The following is a 16606-nucleotide window of genomic DNA, read 5'->3' on the forward strand; positions in this document are numbered from 1 at the left end:
AGGGCCGCCCCGTCCAGGCCCGGCCCGCCCCGCCCGTCCCGGCCGTTCCGACGCGGGGTGCCGGTCCCGCTCAGGCGGCCCCCGTACCCACCCGTACCCCGGCCCCCCGCCGTGTCCCCCGGGGGGACGAGCGGTTGCGGGAAGTGCGGGGGCCCGTGCTGGGCGGTGGGGTGGCGTTGGGGGTGGGGGCGGTGGCCTTGGCGGGGTGCGGGGCCGTGCTCTGGTGGGCGGGGGTGCTGCCGCCGGGGCTCGTGGCGGCGTTCGGCGTGGAGCCCCGGGCGTACCACGGGCTCCGGGCCCACCACTGGCCGCCGCTCGCCTTCCTCGGGATCCTCGCCCTCCTCTCCCTCGGCGGCCTCGGCCGCGGCAAGGTCGGCCACGCCTGGGTCCTGACCCTCTTCGGCCGCTACCGCGGCACCGTCCGCCGTGCCGGCCTGCTCTGGGTCAGCCCGCTCCTGCTCCGCCACCGCGTGGACGTCCGGATCCGGCACTGGCGCAGCGAGCCCATGCCCGCCGTCGACGCCGGCGGCCTCGCCCTCCGGGTCGTCGTCCACGTCGTCTGGCAGGTCAAGGACACCGCCCGTGCCACCTTGGCGGTGGCCGACCACACCGCGTACCTGGCCGAGCAGGTGGAGTCCGCCATGGCCCGGGTCCTCTCGCAGCTCCCGGCCGACGCCTTCCACCAGGACGCCCCCACCCTCCGCGACGCCGAAGCCGTCGGTGACGCGCTGACCCGCACCCTGGCCGCCGAGACCGAGGCCGTCGGGATCCAGGTCTTCTCGGCCCAGCCCACCCGCATCGAGTACGCCCCCGAGGTCGCCGCCGCCATGCAGCGGCGCCGCGTCGCCGCCCTCGACGCCCAGCACCGGGACAGCGTGCTGAGCTCCGTCGTGGACGCCGTCGACGACACCGTCAACCGCCTCACCTCCCGAGGCCTGGTCGAGCTCGACGACTACGAACGCAAGGCCCTCGTCAAGGACCTGACCGTCGCCTTCTACACCGGCCGTGCCGAATAGCCCCCTGGTCTCCCTGGTCCCCGTCCCATCCTCGTCCCCGTCCACCCTCACACCCCGCCCGGCACCTCGCGCCCGGCACCTCGCGCCCGCCCTCTCGCCGATCCGGCCATCGCGTCCGTCCACCTGTATGGACATCGTCAACTGCCGTCCATAGTCTGGAACTTGGTCTAGACCTGAAATCCCCTCATCATCCCCTGCGCGCGCTCTCCGAACATCCCCCCACGTTCAAGGAGCATCATGCGTAACACCCGTACCGCCAGACGGGCCGGCGCCGCCGCGCTCGGGCTCGGTGTCGTCGCCGGCATATCCCTGGCCGTCGCCCCGACGGCCAGCAGCCACGGCTACACCGACACCCCCATCAGCCGCCAGAAGCTCTGCGCCAACCGGACCGTCCCCGACTGCGGCCCCATCCAGTGGGAGCCGCAGAGCGTCGAGGGCCCCAAGGGCTTCCCGGCCGCCGGCCCCGCCGACGGCCGGATCTGCTCGGCGGGCCTCGGCCAGTTCGCCCAGCTGGACGACCCGCGCGGCGGCAGCTGGCCCGCCACCCGGGTGAGCAGTGGCCAGAGCTACACGTTCCGGTGGCAGTTCACCGCCAACCACTCCACCACCGACTTCAAGTACTACGTCACCAAGAACGGCTGGGATCCGACCAAGCCCCTCACCCGCTCCGCGCTCGAACTCCAGCCCTTCCTCACCGTCGCCTACAACGGCGCCCGCCCGCCGATGACCACGACGCACCAGGGCGCCCTGCCCGCCGGGAAGTCCGGCCGGCACCTGATCCTGGCCGTCTGGACCATCAACGACACCGGCAACGCCTTCTACGCCTGCTCCGACGTCCAGTTCTGAGCACCGCACCGGCGTTCAATTCTGACGATGCGTCAGCTAGCCTCCCGCCCCATGGGCACAACGACACCCGCCACCGTCGCGGAGCTCATCACCCGCCAGTGGGGCGACCACCGGCCCGGCCTGCGGTACGGCGACGACGTCGTGCTCAGTCACCACCGGGTCGCCCAGGAGGCCGCCGTCCGCGCCGCGCTGCTGCGCGACCTGCTGCCGCGCGGCGCGGAACCGCACGTGGGGGTGCTGCTCGACAACACCCCCGAGTTCCCGTTCTGGCTCGGCGCGGCGGCCCTGTCCGGGGCCGCCGTCGCCGGGATCAACCCCACCCGCCGCGGCGTCGAACTGGCCCGCGACATCCTCCACACCGACTGCCGGATCCTCGTCACCGAGCGCGCCCACCTGCCGCTCCTCGACGGCCTCGACCTGCCCGGCGTCACCGTCCTCGTCACCGACGACGAGGACGGCCGGGGCAGCGAGGGCGGCGGGGGCGGCGGGGGCACCCAGGGCGCCCGGAGCGCCCAGAGCAGCCAGAGCGGCCAGGACGGCATGCCCGCGCAGGGCGGGGCGTACGCCCGCCTCCTCGCGCCCTACGCCGGAGCCCGCCCGCAGGACGTGGTGGCCCCGCGCGCCCCCGCCCCCGGGGACCGGCTGCTGCTCTACTTCACCTCCGGCTCCACCGGCGCGCCGAAGGCCGCCATCTGCACCCAGGGCCGGCTGGCCGCCGCCGGGGACGCCCTGGCCCGGCGGTTCGAGGTCACCCCCGAGGACGTCCACTACATCTGCATGCCGATGTTCCACGGCAACGCCGTGATCGCCGACTGGCTGCCCGCCCTGGCCGGAGGTGCCGCCGTGGCGCTGCGCCGCCGGTTCTCGGCCTCCGCGTTCCTGGACGACGTACGCCGCCATGGCGCGACCTACTTCACGTACGTCGGCCGGGCCGTGCAGTACCTGCTGGCGACCGAACCCCGCCCCGAGGACCGCGACCACCGGCTGCGCCTGGGTTTCGGCACCGAGGCGGGGCCGGTCGACGCCGCCCGGTTCGCCGAGCGGTTCGGGGTGCCGCTGGTCGAGGGGTACGGCGCCACCGAGGGCGGCGCCTCCGTCCAGCTGACCCCGGACACCCCGCCCGGCGCGCTCGGCCGGCCCGGCGCCGGCGACGACCTGGCCGTGGTCGACCCGGCGACCGGCGCCGAGTGCCCGCCGGCCCGGTTCGACGCCGGTGGGCGGCTGCTCAACGGCTCCGAGGCCATCGGCGAGCTGGTCAACCGGGGCCGCAGCCACTTCGAGGGCTACTGGCGCAACCCCGATGCCGAGGCCGCCCGCACCCGCGACGGCTGGTACTGGACGGGAGACCTGTTCTTCCGTGACGCCGAGGGCTTCCTCTACTTCGCCGGCCGCGCCGACGACCGGCTGCGCGTGGACAGTGAGAACCTCGCCGCCGCCATGATCGAGAACATCCTCGCCCGCTGGCCGCGGGCCCGCGCGGTCTGTGTCTACGCCGTCCCGGACGAGGCGGCGGGCGACCAGGTCATGGCCGCCCTGGCGTTGGCGGAGGGGGCCGTCTTCGACCCGGACGCCTTCGCCGCGTTCCTGGCCGCGCAGCCCGACCTCGGCACCAAGATGGCCCCGCGCTACGTCCGGGTCGTCCCGGCCATGCCGGTCACCGGCACCAACAAGATCCACCGGGTCGCCCTGCGCCGGGCCGGCTTCACCGCTCACGGCGACCCCGTCTGGTGGCGCCCGCCGGGCGCCGCCGGCTACCGCCCGCTGACCGACCGGGACCGCGCCGCGCTGCTGGCCGCGTACGCCGCCCACGGCCGTGCGGACCTGCTGGAACGCTGAAAGCGGGTGGTGGTCACGAGCACCCCTCGGGACCAGGTAGTATTTTCTCTGTCAGCAGGCGCCGCTAGCTCAGTTGGTTAGAGCAGCTGACTCTTAATCAGCGGGTCCGGGGTTCGAGTCCCTGGCGGCGCACCTGAAACTCAGGGCGGCTTCCGGTTCACGGAAGCCGCCCTGAGTGTTTTCCGTTGTCGGCGGGCTACAGCGTCAGGGACAGCAGCAGCGGCGCCGCCTTCCGGTTCAGCGTGTCGGCCGCGGCCCGCAGCCGGTGCGCGTGCTCGACCGGCATGGACAGGGCCAGGCAGCCCACCGAGGCCCCGGCCGTGATCGGCACGGCCGCGCAGACCGTGCCCACCGCGTACTCCTGGAGATCGAGCACCGGCACGGTCGCCGGCTGCGAGTCCAGCTTCGAGAACAGGATGCGCTCGTTCACGATCGTCTTGGACGTCAGCCGGGCGATCTTGTGCCGTGAGAGGTGGTCGCGCCGTCCGTTGATGTCGAGCTGGGTCAGCAGGCACTTGCCGACCGCGCTGGCGTGCGCGGCCGACCGGAAGTCCACCCACTCGTGCACCTTGGGCGTGCGTGGACTGTCGGCGAACTGTGTGATCTTGACCTCGCCGTCCACGTACCGGCTGATGTAGACCGCCGCCCCCACGGAGTCGCGCAGCCGGTCCAGGGTCTCCTGCAGCTTGTTCTGCAGCGCCTGCTGACGGTCCGCCCCCGAGCCGAGGAGGACCAGTGAATCGCCTATGGCGTAGGCGCCGTCGGAGACCTCGACGATGTAGCCCTCACGCCGCAGCATGAGGAGCATCGGGGCGAGGTGAACTGTGGGCAGGCCGGTTTCGCGGGCGATCTGTGCATCGGTCACGCCGCCCGCGTGCCGTCCGATCGTTTCGAGCACGCGCAGGGCGTACTGCACCGAGTGGAACGGCGCGGTCGGCTCGGGCTTCAGCGCCACGGTTTCCCTCTAGCAGGTTGTTACCGCTTGCCCTACCACGATAGCCACCAAGAGGCGCATGTGGAGCGCCTGTTGATGAGATTGATGGCTCAATCAAGCCGCCCGGCCTGTGGCTGTTCCAATGGCATATTCCCCTGTCATGGGCCGTACCCGCCAGTGACGGGAATGCCCGAGCGTTGCCCATTGTTCGATCTCTTCGTACGGAGAGCAGAGCCGAGGAGGGCGACGATGAGTGACACCGGGGACGGCAGCCGCGGGACGGCCGGGGACCCGATCCGCGGGACGGCCCTGGGGACGGCGCCGGTGCCGCTGTCCGTACTGGACCTGGCGACCGTGGGCAGCGGCAGCACCTCCTCCGACGCCCTGCGCACCAGCGTGGCCCTGGCCCGGCTCGCCGAGTCACGCGGTTACGGGCGGCACTGGGTGGCGGAGCACCACTCCATGCCCGGCGTCGCCAGCTCCGCCCCGGCCGTGATCCTGGCGCACCTGGCGGCCCACACCTCCCGCATCCGGCTCGGCTCGGGCGGGGTCATGCTGCCCAACCACGCCCCGCTGGCCGTCGCCGAGCAGTTCGGCACCCTGGAGGCCCTCGCCCCGGGCCGGATCGACCTCGGGCTCGGCCGGGCTCCCGGCACCGACGGGCGCACCGCCGCCGCGCTGCGCGGGCCCGGGCGGCTGGACGAGGCCGCGGACGAGTTCCCGCGCCGGCTCGCCGAGCTCACCCGGTTCCTCGACGACGACTTCCCCGACGCCCACCCCTACTCCCGGGTGCACGCCGTGCCCGGCCCGGTGCAGGGCCCGACCGGACGGCCGCCGCTGTGGCTGCTGGGCTCCTCCGGCTTCAGCGCCCGGCTGGCCGGCGAGCTCGGGCTGCCCTTCGCCTACGCCCACCACTTCTCGGCGGCGGGCACCCTGCCCGCGCTCGACCTGTACCGGGAGAGCTTCCGCCCCTCGGCCGTGCTCGACGCGCCCTACGCGATGATCGGCGTCTCGGCGCTGGCCGCGGACACGGCCGAGGAGGCCCGCGCCCAGGTGGGCGCGGGGGCCCTCGCCATGCTCCGGCTGCGCTCGGGCCGGCCCGGGCTGGTGCCGACGCCGCAGGAGGCGGCGGCGTACCCGTACACCCCGCTGGAACGGGAGTTCCTCGACAGCTGGCTCGCCAACATCGTCCACGGCACCCCCGACGAGGTCCGCTCCGGTCTGGACGACCTGGCGAAGCGGACCGGCGCCGACGAGCTGATGCTGACCGCCAGCGCGCACAGCGGGGCCGCGCGCCTGCGCTCGTACGAGCTCGTCGCAGATGCGTACGGGATGCCCGTCCAGGCGCCCGCCGAGGGCGTCTGACCGCGCCGGGGGCCTGTGAACGGGGTTTGGCTGGTTTGTTGCCGAAACCGTGCGCGGGGCTTCCTCAAGGCAGTCTTAAACCGCTCGTCACCCGGGGTGGCGGGCGGTTTCTGATGTCTCCTCAGGCCTCTGACTTGGGAAAGTCTGCCTGAATTGGTCTAGTCCTCATTTGGTTCAAACCATTGACGAGCTGATGAAGAGATCGCTAACACTTCTCCCACCCGGGCTGTCACCTCCTCCCCTCCCACCCCCCGGAGGTTGTTCATGCACTTCCGTAAACCCCTCATCGCGGCCGCCGCCACGGCCGCGCTGGCCGCCGGCGCGCTGGCGTCCTTCGCGAGCCTCGGCACCGCCCAGGCCGCCTCCACCGAGACCTCCGCCGCGGCCGGCGGAGTGCGCATCGCGTACTACGACCAGTGGAGCGTGTACGGCAACGCCTTCTACCCCAAGCACCTCGACACCCGGGGCATCGCCGGCAAGTTGGACGTCATCAACTACTCGTTCGGCAACATCCACCCCACCAACCTCACCTGTTTCGAGGCCAACAAGGCGGCGGGCGACGACAACAACCCCAACGCCGGTGACGGCGCGGGCGACTCCTTCGCCGACTACCAGAAGTCCTTCTCCGCCGCCGACAGCGTCAGCGGGGTCGCGGACAAGTGGGACCAGCCCATCATGGGCGTCTTCAACCAGTTCAAGCAGCTGAAGGCCAAGTACCCCCACCTGAAGATCAACATCTCGATCGGCGGCTGGACGTACTCGAAGTACTTCCACGACGCGGCGCTCACCGACGCCAGCCGCAAGAAGTTCGTCAGCTCCTGCATCGACCAGTACATCAAGGGCAACCTGCCGGTCGAGGGCGGCTTCGGCGGCCCCGGCACCGCGGCGGGCATCTTCGACGGCATCGACATCGACTGGGAGTACCCGGGCTCCGAGGGCGGTCACCTCGGCAACCACTACGGCCCCGAGGACAAGGCCAACTTCACGCTCCTGCTCAAGGAGTTCCGCACCCAGCTCGACGCGTACGGGGCGGCCAACGGCGGCAAGAAGTACCTGCTCACCGCTGCCCTCCCGGCCGGCCAGGACAAGATCAGGCACATCGAGACGGACAAGATCGGCGCGTACCTCGACTACGCGAACATCATGACGTACGACATGCACGGCGCCTGGGACGGCGACGGGCCGACGTACCACCAGTCCCCGCTGCTGGACTCGCCGGCCGACCCGACCGACCCGATCGCGCCGGGCACCCAGAAGTACGGCATCAAGAACGCCATCGACTCCTGGCTCGACGGCAACCCTGCCTACGGCATCGCCGGCGGCTTCCCGGCGCACAAGCTGACGCTGGGCTACGAGTTCTACTACCGCGGCTGGAAGGGCGTCCCGGCGGGCACCACCAACGGTCTCGCCCAGGCCGCCACCGGCGGCTCCGGCGCCCGGCCGCTCAGCCAGCAGGCGGGCATCGCCTACTACAAGGAGCTCGGCGGCATCGTCGACAACCCGGCGACGACCTTCTGGGACGACCGGTCGAAGTCCTCGTACTTCTACAAGGACGGCGAGTTCTTCACCGGCCTGAACCAGAAGTCCGTCCAGGCCCGGGTCGACTACGGCAAGAGCCGCGGGCTGGCCGGCGCGATGATGTACTCGCTGCTCGGCCTGGACGAGAAGACCACGCTGCTCAACCAGATCTCGGACGCCCTCGGCGGCACCACGCAGCCGCCGACCACCCCGCCGACGACGCCTGCGACCACCCCGCCGACGACGCCTCCGACCACGCCCCCGACCACCCCGCCGACGACGCCCGGCGCCTGCGCCGCCCCGGCGTACGCCGCGGGCACGGTCTACACCGGCGGCAGCGTGGTCTCGCACCGGGGCCACAGCTGGAAGGCCAAGTGGTGGACGCAGAACGAGGAGCCCGGCACCACCGGTGAGTGGGGCGTCTGGCAGGACCTCGGCGCCTGCTGATCTCCCCCCACCCCGCGCCGAGCGGCGGACCGCCCCCGACTCCTTCCCAGGAGCGGGGGCGGCTTCGTCAGTCCGCCGCCGTCCGGGCGCCGATCATCTCGGCGATCCGCTCCGGTGCCACCGCGCGGGAGTACAGCCACCCCTGCCCGGTGTCGCAGCCCACCCGGCGCAGCCGGGCCGCCTGCCCGGCGGTCTCCACGCACTCCGCCGTCACCGTCAGCCCGAGCCGGTGCGCCAGCTGGACCAGGGCCTCGACGATGGTCTCGTCGGCCGGGTTGGGATGCGTCCCCTCCTCGTAGCGGAAGCCGCGTACGAACGAGCCGTCCAGCTTGAGCACCGAGACCGGCAGCCGGCTGAGGTAGGCGAGGTTGGAGTAGCCGGTGCCGAAGTCGTCGATCGCGATGCGCACGCCCATGTCGCTCAGCGCCTGCAGGGCCTGCAGCGGCCGCCCGGCCGAGCCCATGACCGCCGACTCGGTGAGCTCCAGCTGGAGCAGCTGCGGGGCGAGCCCCGTGTCGGCGAGGATCTCCGCGACGTCGCCCACCAGGTCGGAGTCCCACACCTGCCGGACGGCGACGTTCACCGACACGAAGACCGGCGAGTCGCTCGGGTGCTCGATCTGCCAGCGCCGGGCCTGCCGGCAGGCGGTGCGCAGCACCCACTGCCCCAGCTGCACGATGGACCCGTCCTCTTCGGCAATTCCGATGAACCGATTCGGCGTCAGCGTGCCGAACTGCGGGTGGTTCCAGCGCACCAGCGCCTCCACCCCGCGCACGACGCCGCTCTCCAGGTCCACCAGCGGCTGGTACTCCAGCTCGAACTCGCCCCGTTCCACCGCCGGCCGCAGGGTGGACGACAGGGACTGCCGGGTCATCCGGTGGGCGTTGCGCTCGGGGTCGAACAGGGTCCAGCGGGCCTTGCCGTCCGCCTTCGCCCAGTACAGCGTGGTGTCCGCGGCCTGCATCAGGCCCGTGGCGGAGGTGCCCTCGGCGACCCGTTCGACCACGCCGATCGAGGCCGAGACCGACAGCCGCTGCCCGGCCAGCTCGAACGGCTCCTGGACCGCGGCGAGCACCGACCGGGCCAGGTCGACCAGTTCCTCGGTGCCCGTGGAGTCCTCCACCAGCAGCGCGAACTCGTCCCCGCCGAGCCGGGCCACCAGGTGCCCGCCGGTGCGTCCGTAGCCGGACTGGTCGGCGCACTGCGTCAGCCGGGCCGCGACCGCCGTCAGCAGCCGGTCGCCCACCCGGTGGCCGAGGGTGTCGTTGACGGCCTTGAACCCGTCGAGGTCCAGGTAGCACAGCCCGATCCGGCCGGTGCCCCCGCGCTCGTACGAGGACGCCTCCAGGGCGGCGGCCAGCCGCTCGAAGAACAGCGCCCGGTTGGGCAGCCGGGTGACCGGGTCGTGCATCTGCAGGTGCCGCAGCCGGGCCTGGAGGTCGCGCCGGTCGCTGACGTCCGCGACCGACAGCAGTACGTCGCCCGTGCCCGGTACGGGCCCCAGCGTGACCTCGGCCCACACCGAGTGCCCGTCGGGGTGCTTGAGCCGGCGGGTGCAGCGCAGCCGCGCCTGCCGGCCGCGCAGCACCTCGCGGTACGCCTGCCAGGTGCGGGCCTCGGCGGCCAGGTCCACCAGGTCGGCGGCCTGCTGCCCGAGCAGGGAGCCCGGTGCGGAGCCCAGCAGCGACGCCAGCGCCTCGTTGGCGGCGACCACCGAGCCGTCCCGGTCGACCAGGGCCATGGGCAGGTGCGCGGCGTCGAACGCGGCCCGGAAGTCGCGCCCTTCGGGATCGCCCACGCCCTGGCCGGACGGGGACGCTGACACCGGAGCGTGACGCTCGGTAATGGTCGGACGGATGCTGTCGGCCGCCGAACCGGTTTCCTCAGAGGTTCCGCCCACCGCTCGCTCCCGCAGTTCTCGTGATGTCCGCGCAGGAAAGTGTGCCGATCATAGAGGCTGCCGCAAGGCCCTATCCAGCGGCGTCGCCGTGCCGTACGCCGCACTTCGCAGGTGTGACGGTTGGTCCGGACCCCTCCGCCCGATCGTTTCTGCACAGCTCTGAGCATGCGAGGACGGCACCTGATCCCGTGTGATCGGTCGTGACGTTCTGTAGGCGATCGCGTGAAGCGCGCGGGTCAGCGCCGTGCACGCCGCTCACCCGGGTGGGGCAGCGGAACAGGGCATACCCCCGACAATCGCCTCAAGGTGGAGGAGTCAGGTCAAACACCCCCACCGGAGGTCGATGTGCCGCGACAGCAGACACCCGTGGGAGTGGAACGCGACCGCGTGCGCAGCACCGCCGCCGCCCTCACCTCACTGACGGCGCTGGCCGCCATGTCGCTCGTCGCGGGGCCCGCCGTGGCCGATTCCGGGGCCGGGCCGTGCGCCCTCACGCGTACGTCGGCGCACCACTCGCTCGGGCTGGACACGTGGAACCGCGCCTATCCGCGACCCGTGCGCACCCTCCACGCGGTCATGGTCTTCCTGTCCTTCCCCGACGCCCGGCCGCGTGCCACACCGCAGCAGATCACCGCCGACTACTTCCCCGCCACCAGCGACTTCTTCGAGCGGGCCTCGTACGGCAAGTTCCGGCTGGTCCCCCATCCGCAGTCGCGGTGGATCCAGATGCCGCGCACGTCCACCGCGTACCGCATACAGCGCGACTGGGCGCCCGAGGACCGGGCCGCGTACCTGCGCGACGCGGTCGCCACCGCGGACCGGGTGGTGGACTTCTCGGCGTACGACGTCGTGTACTTCGTCGCCGACCCGGACGCCCCCGGGGTGGACTCCGACGCCACCAAGGTCGTCAACTTCGACCGGCCCATCGTCGCGGACGGCGCCGAGCTGCGCCGCATCGTCACCGTCTTCGAACGCCACCCCCCGGACCGGAACGTCCTGGCGCACGAGACGGGCCACGTCTTCGACCTGCCCGACCTCTACCACCGCCCGACGGACGGCAAGGGCGACTGGGACACCTACGTGGGTGACTGGGACGTCATGGGCAGCCAGTTCGGCATGGCCCCGGACCTGTTCGCCTGGCACAAGTGGAAGCTGGGCTGGCTCGGCCGGGAGCAGGTGGACTGCGTGCAGAGCGGCGCCTCGCTGCACACCCTCCAGCCGCTCGGCGAGGCCCCCCGGCCGGGCGGCAGCGGCGGCACCCGGCTGGCGGTCGTCCGCACCGGCCGGGACAGCGCGATCGCGGTGGAGGCACGCGGCTCGGCCGGCAACGACGGGGACACCTGCACGGAGGGGGTGCTCGTCTACCGGGTGCGCAACGAGGCCGCCTCGGGCGGCGGCCCGATCGAGGTGCTGGACGCCCACCCGGACACCGAGGCCTGCTGGGACCGCTCGGTCTACCCGCCGCTGGCGGACGCGCCGCTGGAGGTGGGCGAGAGCTTCACGGTGCCGGGGGAGCGGGTCCGGATCGAGGTGGCGGACCGGACGCAGTCCGGCGCGTACACGGTCAAGATCACGACGTGAGGTGAGGCCGCCCCGGAGACACGAAGAAGCCCCCGTTCTCGCGAACGGGGGCTTCTTCCGTCTGTGCGCCGCCAGGGACTCGAACCCCGGACCCGCTGATTAAGAGTCAGCTGCTCTAACCAACTGAGCTAGCGGCGCCTGCTGACGTCGTAGACATTAGCATCCCGGTCGGCGGAACGAAAAATCGATATCCGCAGGTCCGCGCCCGGGGCGCCCGGCACGCCCGGCGGAGCGCTCCGCCGGGCCCGCCGCGGCCGCGCCCCCGTCCCGGTTCCGGGCGGCCCGCACGTACGCCCACAGCAGGGCCTCCGCCCCCGGCAGCCACGGACACCGGGTGTCCGGGGCCACCACCCAGCGGGCGGGACCGGCGACGCTGCTCAGCGGGGGCACGGTCACCGCGTCCCCGCGGCCGTGGCACAGCGGCGCCGGGACGGCGTCGTCCCGCTCCTCCCAGTGCAGCAGCGACGGCAGCCGGTGGGCGGTCCCGACGGAGGTGAAGAACAGCATGCGGCCGCGCTGGACGGCGACCGGGCCGGAGCCCGGGCCCTCGCTCCACAGCAGGTCCAGCATCCGCCGGCCGAGGACGACGGGGACGTTGACGATGTCGAAGGCGGTGCCGCAGGGCAGGACCGCCGGCGCGCTCGGGCGGGCCTGCCACGCCGCCAGCGTGCTGCGCGCGTACGGGGCGGCGGAGGCGAGCCAGGCGGCGCCCTGCGCGGTGACGTGGGTGGCGGGTGCGGAGTCGCGGACGGCGCCGGGGAGGCGGGCGTCACGGGCGGGGCAGCCGGTGTCCGTCGTCATCGTCGTCATGCGTCAGGTCTACCGCGCGTACCCGTCCGGCTCCGCGGAGTTACGGGAAACCCGGACGGGGCGGGGTGCGGTGGAGTATCGTGCGCCGCGCATATGCCGGGGGCCGGGCGGGACGGCCCGCCCGGCCCCGGCCGGGTCATCGCGGTGGCGCGGTCATCGCGGTGGCGCGGTCCCTGCGGTTCCCGCCGTCACTGCGGCTCCACGGTCCCGCGCTGGAGCCCGACGCCGAACTCGACCATCTTGCGGGCGTAGTCCTCGGTCCAGTCGGCCCGCTCGGCGATGGCGGAGAGCGGAAGCCGGTCGAACCGGCTGGGGTCCGCCAGCTGGGCCGCCGCCAGCGCCTGGAACTCCACCGCGCGGTCGTGCGCGGCCCGGAAGGCCAAGGTCAGCTCGGTGGCACGGGTGAGCAGTTCCCCCGGGTCCTCGATGGACTCCAGGTCGAAGAAGTGCTCCGGGTCCGCGGCAGCCTCCGAGGGCTCGAAGAGCAGCGGCGCCGGCCGCAGCCTCCGCTCGGTCCGCTCGGGCTCTGCCATGCGTGTCCTCCTGCTGCTCGCGCGTACGGTCTTCCGGGCCACCCTCCATTGTCCAACGGCGCGCAAGAGCGCCCGGGGGTGGTACCGGCCGGCGGGCCCGCGCCCTCCCGTCACGCCGAGACGGTCGGCTCCTGCGCGGCCAGCTTGGCGAGTTCGTCGAGCAGGGCGGCGACCTCGTCGGCCAGGCCCTCGGGCGCGGTGAAGCCCTGCTCGCCGACCAGCGTGCTGATGCCGGGGACGGCCGGGCTGCGCTCGGCGGTCCGGATGCCCAGGCGGGCGAGGACCGGGCGGAGCATCTGCGCGGCCGGGGCGCCGCCGGTGGGGCCGGCGCTGTAGGTGAGCAGGCCGACCGGCTTGTCCTTCCACTCGTGGTAGAGGTAGTCGACGGCGTTCTTCAGCGGGGCGCTGAAACCGCCGTTGTGCAGCGGCATGACGAACAGCACGGCGTCGCTGGCGCTGACCGTGGCGCTCCAGTCGCGGGTGTGCTGGTGGACGTAACGGCCCGACGCGGCCGGCTCGGGCTCGTCGAGCAGGGGGAGGGCGATCTCGGCGAGGTCGGCCGCGACGACCGAGAACCCGCCGTGGGCGCGGGCGGTCCCCGCGACCCAGTGGGCCAGCGGGCGGCCGGCGGAGGTGGGGCGGGTGCTGGTGGACAGGACGAGCAGGCGGGGCATGGGAGCTCCTGCGAGTGGCTGGGCGGACGGTCGCCCGTATCCAAACACAGGAAGATCACGGAGGGACCGACTCCGCCCCACCGTCTCAACCGGTGGAGCGGGCGGACGGCGCCGCCGCCCCCCCGGTCAGGGCCGCCAGACCACGCGGTGCTCGGACAGGTGCGCCAGCACCGAGTGGTTGGCCTCCCACCCGTCGGGGAACTTCACCGTCACGCCCAGCTGCACCGGCTCCGTCTCGGGATGCTCGTCCAGCACCTCCGCGATGCCCGCGCGGGCCACCACCACGCATGCGTGCCGGTGCCGCGACGCGAGCACGCACAGCCGGCCCGTCTCCAGGTGGAAGGCCGTCGCGTCCGGCCGGCCCGACAGCGGGTGGAGCACGACCGTGAGGTCGTACTCGCGGCCCTGGAGGCGGTTGGCGGTGTCCACGGTGACCCCGGTGACGCCCAGCTCCGCCAGGGCGGCCCGGACCGCGGCCGCCTGGTCCCGGTGGGCCGTGCCGACGGCGATCCGGTCCGCCGCCATCGGGCGCGGCTCGGGGGACTGCTCGTCCCGGGTGACCGCCCCGCGGTCCAGCGCCCGCCGGACCACCAGCGCCACCGCCCGGACCGCCTCCGGGTCGGTCCGCGGCGTGTGCCGGGCGGGCAGCTCCAGCAGCCCCCAGCCGGCCTCCGCCGCCTCGTCCAGGACCCGGTCCGGCCCCGAACCGTCCGAGGGCACCCCGTACGACAGCGTGCGCTCGCCCGGCCCGGTGCCGCTGCGGAACGGCGTGTACGGGTAGAACGCGTGCGACACCAGCGGAGCCGCCGAGGCCGGCAGCCGCCAGGACACCGGCAGCCGGTGCTGCGGCAGCCGCGGGTTGTGGGCGAGCAGCGTGGAGACCGCCGACGCGGACGGGTCGTACGACAGCCCCGCCCACTGCTCGGCCCCGACCACGCTGAACGGGTCCAGCTGGCCCGGGTCGCCCACGAACAGCGCCCGCTCGAACAGCCCGGCCACGGCCAGCAGCGCGTCCGAACGCATCTGGTACGCCTCGTCGACGATGGCGTGCTCCCACGGCTCGACGTTCTGGGTGTACGCCCACTTCGCGGCCGTCGAGATCACGACCGGCAGCTCCGCGAGGTCGCCCGGCTTCGCCGACAGCGTGACCGAGCCCAGCTCCCGCAGGGCGGGGTCGTAGGCGTCGCCCTCGCTGCTGTGCAGCCGGCCCACCCGCAGCTCCGGGTCCTTCTCGGCCAGCCGCAGCACCAGGTCGTCCACCTGCGCGTTGGTCTGCGCCACGATCATCAGCCGGCGGCCGGCCGCCGCCAGCTCCCGGGCGGCGCGGACCACGAGGGTCGACTTGCCGGCCCCCGGCGGGGAGTCGACGACGACGCCCCGCTCGGCGGCGTGCAGGGTGTCGTGCAGGATCGCCTCGGTCGCCCGGGCGGCGGCCGCCCCCGGGTCGGAGGCGGCCGCGGCGGAGGGTGCGGCCGGGTTCGCGGGCCCAGAGATCGCGGCCGGCTTCGCGGGCACAGGGGTCACAGCAGGTCCTCGTCGGTCACGGCGTCGGCGGTCACGGCCCCGGCGGACTCACCGGGCGGCCCGCCGTGGGTCCACGGCGTCGCCTCGGGCTCGGGCAGCCGCGGCCCGCCGCGGGCGTCGTGCTCGAACAGCGTCCAGCACACCCGGTCGCCCTTCTCCGGCACCGAGCCCGGCTCCGGCTCCCGGCCGCGGCCCATCCGGTCCAGCAGGCGCAGCACCAGCTGCACGCCCTGCCCGTCGTCCGCGTCGCCGGGGCGGGCGGCCCCCAGATAGCCGACGAACGCGGCCGACTGGGTCTTGCCGTCCAGCACCCGGAACACCTTGCCGCCGCCCGCCTCGGCCAACTGCGGCACGTCCTGCGTGGAGAGCGTCACCAGCGGGCGGGGACTGGGCCGCTTGGAGTCCGTCCACTCCATCACCACCTCGGTGACCTCGCCCTCGAACGCCTCGCCGGCCAGCCGCCGCCCCGCCATCACCAACGGGTCGTCCAGCGCCTCCTGGGCGTCGAGCCGGGCCTGCTCGGTCTCCCGCACGGCGAGCTTCTGCGCCGCCGTCACCGCGTCGTCCCGGCGCGGCTGCGGCGGCTCGCCCGCCCGGACCCGGTCCCGGTGCCCGGTGAAGGACCAGCGGTCGCGGGTCCAGCGCTGCTCGACCCGCTCGCCCGGCGGCAGGGTGCGCAGCAGGTCGATCGCCTGCCACACCGACCGCCAGGTGCCGGCCATCTGCTCCTCGACCAGCCGCCGGATCTCCTCCTCGGCCCGCCGCACCGGCGCCGCGTCGCGCGGCCGCCCACCGGCGCGGGCCGCGTCGAAGGCCGCCATCGCCGGGGCCAGCAGCTTGTTGTCGAAGGCGGGGTCGGTGGCCGGACCGGCCGGGGGCACCAGCAGCAGGCCGCGCCCGTCCCGGGCCAGCTCCGCCCGGACCGCGCGCTCGGCGCCCGACTCCCCGTCCGGCGCAGCGATCCACTCCAGCAGCGCGGCCAGATGCTGGTCCTCCAGGCTGCTCTGCCCCGTCGCCCAGTGCCGCGACAGCAGCTCGGTGGCCGACAGGAGCATCGAGGAGCCGGGCACCCGGGACCGCTCGGCGAGGTGCGTGAACCAGCGGCCCAGCAGCGGCACCTGGGTCGGCACCGGATAGGGGTGGTCCGGATCCTCCTCCGCCGTGCGCCGGAACCGCATCGACCGCCCCAGCAGCCGTACGTACTCCACGCCCGCCCGGCTCGGCACGACCAGCTGCGGCGCGTCCACGCACAGCTCGGTCTCCACCTTGACCCGCTTGCCGCTCTCCGGGTCGGTCTCGCTGCGCTCCGCCGGCTCCACCACGTCCATGAAACCGTCCAGGTACGGCATCACGCACGCGGCGAGCTCCGCGAGGAACTCCCAGCGCAGGTCGCGGTCGCGCGGCTGCGGGACCACCAGGACCCGCGGCGCGTCGCGGTCGGTGCCCACCATGGCGCCCAGCGGGGCCCCGGCCTCACCGGCGGTGGTCAGCGGGACGAACACCAGCGGCCGCTCGGCCAGGTGCCGGTGCCGTACGGTCGCCAGCGGCCAGGCCCGGCCCGCCCGGACGGCCTGCAGCCGGGCCAGGGTGCCCAGCAGGGGCACGGCGGGGCCCGACGGAGC

The 16606-nt window shown here is 73.7% G+C and carries 12 protein-coding genes, 2 tRNA genes and 1 pseudogene; 7 read left to right on the top strand and 8 right to left on the bottom strand.

Annotated features, from left to right (window positions below; genetic code table 11):
- Positions 1-191 precede the first annotated feature (191 nt).
- From LG632_RS24405 to LG632_RS24420, 4 genes are all read left to right on the top strand, one after another.
- The gene (locus tag LG632_RS24405; RefSeq protein WP_374203566.1) at positions 192-1016 is read left to right on the top strand and encodes an SPFH domain-containing protein; all 825 of its coding nucleotides are present in this window, start codon (positions 192-194) and stop codon (positions 1014-1016) included.
- A gap of 237 nt (positions 1017-1253) precedes the next feature.
- Positions 1254-1862, top strand: coding sequence for a lytic polysaccharide monooxygenase auxiliary activity family 9 protein (locus LG632_RS24410; protein WP_226729653.1), 609 nt, complete (start codon positions 1254-1256; stop codon positions 1860-1862).
- A gap of 51 nt (positions 1863-1913) precedes the next feature.
- Entirely contained in the window at positions 1914-3698 is a 1785-nt protein-coding gene (locus LG632_RS24415) for an AMP-binding protein (RefSeq protein WP_226729654.1), read from the top strand.
- A 58-nt stretch (positions 3699-3756) separates the two neighbouring features.
- Positions 3757-3830, top strand: a tRNA-Lys gene (locus LG632_RS24420).
- A 64-nt stretch (positions 3831-3894) separates the two neighbouring features.
- On the opposite strand, the gene LG632_RS24425 is transcribed toward LG632_RS24420, so the two are convergent.
- Complete coding sequence (locus LG632_RS24425; protein WP_226729656.1) at positions 3895-4653, bottom strand: IclR family transcriptional regulator; 759 nt, start codon at positions 4651-4653, stop codon at positions 3895-3897.
- 228 nt (positions 4654-4881) lie between these two features.
- Between LG632_RS24425 and LG632_RS24430 the strand changes: the two genes are divergently transcribed.
- Together LG632_RS24430 and LG632_RS24435 are read left to right on the top strand one after the other, a co-directional pair.
- Entirely contained in the window at positions 4882-5997 is a 1116-nt protein-coding gene (locus LG632_RS24430; protein ID WP_226729658.1) for an LLM class flavin-dependent oxidoreductase, read from the top strand.
- Positions 5998-6261: 264 nt separating this feature from the next.
- Complete coding sequence (locus LG632_RS24435; protein WP_226729660.1) at positions 6262-7962, top strand: glycosyl hydrolase family 18 protein; 1701 nt, start codon at positions 6262-6264, stop codon at positions 7960-7962.
- Positions 7963-8029: 67 nt separating this feature from the next.
- On the opposite strand, the gene LG632_RS24440 is transcribed toward LG632_RS24435, so the two are convergent.
- Entirely contained in the window at positions 8030-9862 is a 1833-nt protein-coding gene (locus tag LG632_RS24440) for a putative bifunctional diguanylate cyclase/phosphodiesterase (RefSeq protein WP_374203567.1), read from the bottom strand.
- 345 nt (positions 9863-10207) lie between these two features.
- On the opposite strand from LG632_RS24440, the gene LG632_RS24445 reads away from it, so the two are divergent.
- Positions 10208-11443: a M6 family metalloprotease domain-containing protein gene (locus LG632_RS24445; RefSeq protein WP_226729664.1), complete on the top strand. Its 1236-nt coding sequence runs from the start codon at positions 10208-10210 to the stop codon at positions 11441-11443.
- Positions 11444-11507: 64 nt separating this feature from the next.
- On the opposite strand, the gene LG632_RS24450 is transcribed toward LG632_RS24445, so the two are convergent.
- From LG632_RS24450 to LG632_RS24475, 6 genes and pseudogenes are all read right to left on the bottom strand, one after another.
- Positions 11508-11581, bottom strand: a tRNA-Lys gene (locus LG632_RS24450).
- Positions 11572-12244 (bottom strand): annotated as a pseudogene (locus LG632_RS24455) (bifunctional DNA primase/polymerase). The gene LG632_RS24450 and the pseudogene LG632_RS24455 overlap by 10 nt, the downstream one beginning before the upstream one ends.
- Before the next feature lie 197 nt (positions 12245-12441).
- Positions 12442-12786 (bottom strand): DUF8844 domain-containing protein, encoded by a 345-nt coding sequence (locus LG632_RS24460; protein WP_226729666.1) that lies wholly within the window; start codon positions 12784-12786, stop codon positions 12442-12444.
- Between the two features lie 110 nt (positions 12787-12896).
- Positions 12897-13460, bottom strand: a complete 564-nt coding sequence (locus LG632_RS24465) for an NADPH-dependent FMN reductase (RefSeq protein ID WP_226729667.1) — start codon at positions 13458-13460, stop codon at positions 12897-12899.
- Positions 13461-13586: 126 nt separating this feature from the next.
- Positions 13587-14954, bottom strand: coding sequence for an AAA domain-containing protein (locus LG632_RS24470; protein WP_226729671.1), 1368 nt, complete (start codon positions 14952-14954; stop codon positions 13587-13589).
- A 26-nt stretch (positions 14955-14980) separates the two neighbouring features.
- Entirely contained in the window at positions 14981-16588 is a 1608-nt protein-coding gene (locus LG632_RS24475; RefSeq protein ID WP_226729673.1) for a hypothetical protein, read from the bottom strand.
- Positions 16589-16606: the final 18 nt, after the last annotated feature.

It is taken from the genome of Streptomyces antimicrobicus (assembly GCF_020532625.1).
In the GTDB taxonomy this organism is placed as follows: Bacteria; Actinomycetota; Actinomycetes; order Streptomycetales; family Streptomycetaceae; genus Streptomyces; species Streptomyces antimicrobicus.

Excerpts from the sequence above, each read along its gene's own strand:
- LG632_RS24410 (WP_226729653.1), top strand. The coding sequence starts at position 1,254 with ATGCGTAACACCCGTACCGCCAGACGGGCCGGCGCCGCCGCGCTCGGG.
- LG632_RS24415 (WP_226729654.1), top strand. The coding sequence starts at position 1,914 with ATGGGCACAACGACACCCGCCACCGTCGCGGAGCTCATCACCCGCCAG.
- LG632_RS24430 (WP_226729658.1), top strand. The coding sequence starts at position 4,882 with ATGAGTGACACCGGGGACGGCAGCCGCGGGACGGCCGGGGACCCGATC.
- LG632_RS24435 (WP_226729660.1), top strand. The coding sequence starts at position 6,262 with ATGCACTTCCGTAAACCCCTCATCGCGGCCGCCGCCACGGCCGCGCTG.
- LG632_RS24460 (WP_226729666.1), bottom strand. The coding sequence starts at position 12,786 with ATGGCAGAGCCCGAGCGGACCGAGCGGAGGCTGCGGCCGGCGCCGCTG.
- LG632_RS24465 (WP_226729667.1), bottom strand. The coding sequence starts at position 13,460 with ATGCCCCGCCTGCTCGTCCTGTCCACCAGCACCCGCCCCACCTCCGCC.